This is a genomic window from Steroidobacter sp. (assembly GCF_016790065.1).
GTDB lineage: Bacteria > Pseudomonadota > Gammaproteobacteria > Steroidobacterales > Steroidobacteraceae > Steroidobacter.
This window is the reverse complement of record NZ_JAEUPY010000714.1, coordinates 1-3,710: the sequence shown is the minus strand read 5'-3', so window position 1 is coordinate 3,710 and position 3,710 is coordinate 1. Positions and strand designations below refer to the sequence as shown.

Below are 3,710 nucleotides of genomic sequence, written 5' to 3'. Positions count from 1 at the left end.
CTACGGCGAGGCAGGCGCCTACCGCCGCAGCGGTCTGTTCAACGACGAGTTGTTCGCGCGCGCCCATAACTACGGCTACGACGAGTTGGGCACCGAACAATCGCTACGAAAACTGACTCGCGACGACGTAGTCCGCTTCTGGAAAGAAGGTTACGCCCCGGATGACGCGGCCTTGGTCGCGGCTGGCGATGCGTCGCTTGCCGAGCTGCGTCAGCTAGCAGAGAAGTATTTCGGCGAGTGGCGAGGCAAAGCAGCGCCAGTGAAACGAGTAGTCGCTCAGCCTCCGAAGCAGCGAGTGATGGTGGAAGACGTCGGAAGCGCCTCGCAAACCTCCCTGCGAGTCGGAGTGATCGGCGCATCGAGAAGCAGCCAAGACCTAGTACCGCTGCGCCTATTGAACCTGGTGTTCGGCGAAATCTTCGAGAGTCGCATCACCGCCAATCTGCGCTTGCAGAACAACTACACCTACATGGCCCGCTCTCAGTTTGCATTCCGTCGCGAGCCTGGGCCATTCGTCATCGGTACCAACGTGAGAACCGACGTCACCGCGCCGGCCTTGCAAGAAATCTTCAACGAACTGACCCGAATCCGCACCGAACCCGTCCCGGACGCAGAGCTGCGTTTCGCCCGAACAGCATTCGAGAGTTCATTGGTGAGCCTGTTCGAGACCACAGGCAGAACGGCCAGCTCCATCGGCCAACTGTTCGCCTACGACCTACCGCTGGACTACTACCAAACGCTGCCCACGAGCATCAGAAACACGACCGCTGCCGACCTTCAGCGGGTGGCGGAAAAGTATCTGCAGCCATCGCAGGTCGTCGTGGTTGCGGTTGGCGATAGGCAACGCATCGAGCCGGGCGTGGTGAGCGTCGTGAAGGCGGCCACTCGAGGTGAACCGTGAAGCGGCGTTACCGGAACGGGATGCGGCTTACTGCCGCCGATATGAGACTTAGCGCATGACGAATTCACCCCTCCCCATCGCTGTCGTCGGCCTCGGCATGGTTGCTGACGGCCACATCGCCGCGTATCGCGAGCTGCCGGACGTAAAAATCGTTGCCGTTGTCGATCCACGTGCCGAGCGAACACGTGAGGTCGCTGAGAAATTATCTGTGCCGGGCTTCACTAGCTGCGAGGCAATGCTGCGTGAGGTTCGGCCGGCCATCGGTTGCGTGTTGTCGACGGTGGATTCGCATCGGCCCAACACCGAGCTGCTGGCCAACGCCGGCGCTCATGTGCTGTGTGAAAAGCCGATGACCAACAATCTGCAAGATGCACTCGCGATGGCGAAAGCCTGCGAGCGCAATGGCGTGCAGTTCATGTATGGATCGTCCTATCGCTTCTTGCCCACCATCATTCGTGCGCGAGAACTGATCGCGAGTGGCGTCATCGGCGACGTGGTGCTCATCGAAGAGCGTGGTGTTACCGGCGCAGGCGCTGACAAGTTCACGCCGATGTCGAGCGCTCACTATCCCGAAGGTACCCCCGGCGGCGGTGGCTTCGGTTTGGTCGATCACGGCATTCATTTGCTGGACGTATTTCCCTGGATCGTGGGTAGCCCGATCCAACGAGCCTTCGGCCGCGGTAATTACAGCGGCGGCAGCATGCAAACCGAATATGCCGTCTTTCAGCACGACAACGGTGCGATGGGCTGGCTGGTTTATGACGAAGCTACCGTGAGCTCGGACATGCCGTGGGAAGGCGTGTTTGCCAGCGGACTCACATGGCAACACGGCCTCGGCTTTGGCGGTGACCCCGGTCAGTGGGTGAAAGAGCCTGCATCGATTCGCGTACACGGGACCAAAGGCGCGCTACGCATCTACTACTACGCGAATCGAATGTTTCTATGTCAGCCGTCGGGTACGCGCGAGATTCGAGTGCCTGCGACGGCGGCGCCGACGCATTTCGGCAAGCAGTTGCAAGCGTTGGTCGATGCGATTCGCGAGTCGCGCCACGCGCCGGTCGGGGCAGCCATCGGCATTCAAGCATTGCAGGCGTTGTTGGCAATTTATCGCAGTGCTGAGTCGAAGCACTGGGAAACAGTCGAGCGATAGAGGCGAGAACGTATGGTGAATCTGGGTGAGTTGATGCGTCAGTTCCGCGGCGTGGCGCTGCGTGGTAATCCGGCTGAGTGCGCTGAGCCGATGAGTGGCGTGACGCGCCAGGTGGAAGGACTTAAATCCGAAGGCACCTTCGGCGGACTGAAGATCGTCATCGATGAGCCCGTGGTGTTCGGCGGCACTGGGTCGGCGCCGAACCCTGCGGAGGTGGCACTGGCCGCGCTCGGTGCGAGCATGGAAGTAACGTTGCGTTGTTATGCCGAGGCACTTGGAGTGCCAGTGCAGTCGATCTCGGTTGCGTTGAGTGGCGCACTGGATGCGCGCGGCTTCTTCGGCACAGATCCGGCAGTTCGCCCGGGCTTCGGTCCGATCTCTGCAACGGTGACTGTGGAATCGTCCGCTCCGGCCGAACAAGTGCAGGAGCTGATCAAACAGGTCATCCAGTGTTGCCCGGTGCTAGATGTGTTCCGCAGCCCGCAGACGGTCAACGTGAGTTTGAATCACGTATCGACTTAAGGGCGTCTTAAGCGCGTTCCGCGGTCATGTCGGGCAACTGAGCGTCCTCGTCGTCACCGACGAGCAGCGACGTTGCCCACACTGCGAGGCCAGCGAGCGCGAGTGCGCATCCCACCCAGCCGGTGGAAGTCCATCCCCAGCCTGCGGCGATTGCCATGCCACCCAGGAACGGGCCGAGTGCATTGGCGGCATTGAATGCGCTGTGATTCAGCGCGGCGGCCAGCGTTTGTGCGTCTCCTGAAACTTCCATGAGGCGCGTCTGCAAGACGGTGCCGAGTCCGCCGCCGCAGCCGATCATGAACACGACCACGGACACCATGAAGATGTTGCTGGCCGCAAATGGAAACATTGCCAGCGACACGGCGCTCCACGCGAGCATGCCGCCGACGGTTGGCATCACAGATCGATCCGCCATCCAGCCGGCGACCAAGGTGCCAGCTGTCATGCCGAGGCCGAACACACTAAGAACGATGGGCACGGCAGCGTTCGATACGTGCGTTACTTCGATGAGGGTCGAGGCGACGTAAGTGTAGACGGCGAACATGCCGCCGAAGCCGATGGCACCGATGCCCAACGTCAACCACACCTGACGACGTTTCAATGCACCCAGTTCGCGCAGCGGACTCGCGCCCTTCGGCGGTTCGTCACGAGGAACATACATTCGAACCAGCACGACCGTCAGCGTGGCCAATATTCCCACCACCGCGAAGCCCCAGCGCCAGCCGAGCATGAGCCCAATCCAGTTGGCCACGGGCACGCCGATGATGGTTGCAGTGGTGAGTCCGAGCATCGTGCGTGCAACTGCTTGAGCCCGTCGATCGGGTGGCACGGCCGACGCGGCGACAAGTGCAGCGATGCCGAAATACGCGCCGTGAGGCAGGCCGCTCAAGAAACGAAACAACAGCATCCATTCGTAAGTAGGCGCGAGCGCGCTCATCACATTGGCAACGGCGAACACTGCCATGAGGCCGATCAACAACGAACGTCGCGCGACTTTGGCGGCAAGCACTGCGATGACGGGCGCTCCAATCACCACGCCCAACGCATAGGCGCTAATCACGTGACCGGCGGTCGGTTCATCGATGCCCAGCCCTGCGGAGAAGTAGGGCAGCAGGCTCATCGAGGCGAATTCGGTGG

General features: G+C 61.2%; 4 protein-coding genes. 3 read left to right on the top strand and 1 reads right to left on the bottom strand.

The window, feature by feature from the left end; translation table 11 throughout:
• The 3 genes from JNL55_RS29305 to JNL55_RS29295 form a co-directional block, all read left to right on the top strand.
• Positions 1 to 901 (top strand): M16 family metallopeptidase (locus JNL55_RS29305; RefSeq protein WP_293862998.1); only part of this gene is annotated, 901 nt, incomplete at its 5' end.
• 55 nt (positions 902 to 956) lie between these two features.
• Positions 957 to 2,051 carry a Gfo/Idh/MocA family protein gene (locus JNL55_RS29300; protein WP_293862996.1) on the top strand — a complete coding sequence of 365 codons (1,095 nt, stop codon included), beginning with the start codon at positions 957 to 959 and terminating at the stop codon, positions 2,049 to 2,051.
• A 12-nt stretch (positions 2,052 to 2,063) separates the two neighbouring features.
• A complete protein-coding gene (locus JNL55_RS29295; protein WP_293862994.1) occupies positions 2,064 to 2,573 on the top strand; it encodes an OsmC family protein in 510 nt (169 codons plus the stop codon).
• 7 nt (positions 2,574 to 2,580) lie between these two features.
• On the opposite strand, the gene JNL55_RS29290 is transcribed toward JNL55_RS29295, so the two are convergent.
• A partial coding sequence (locus JNL55_RS29290; protein ID WP_293862992.1) for an MFS transporter occupies positions 2,581 to 3,710 on the bottom strand: 1,130 nt, incomplete at its 5' end.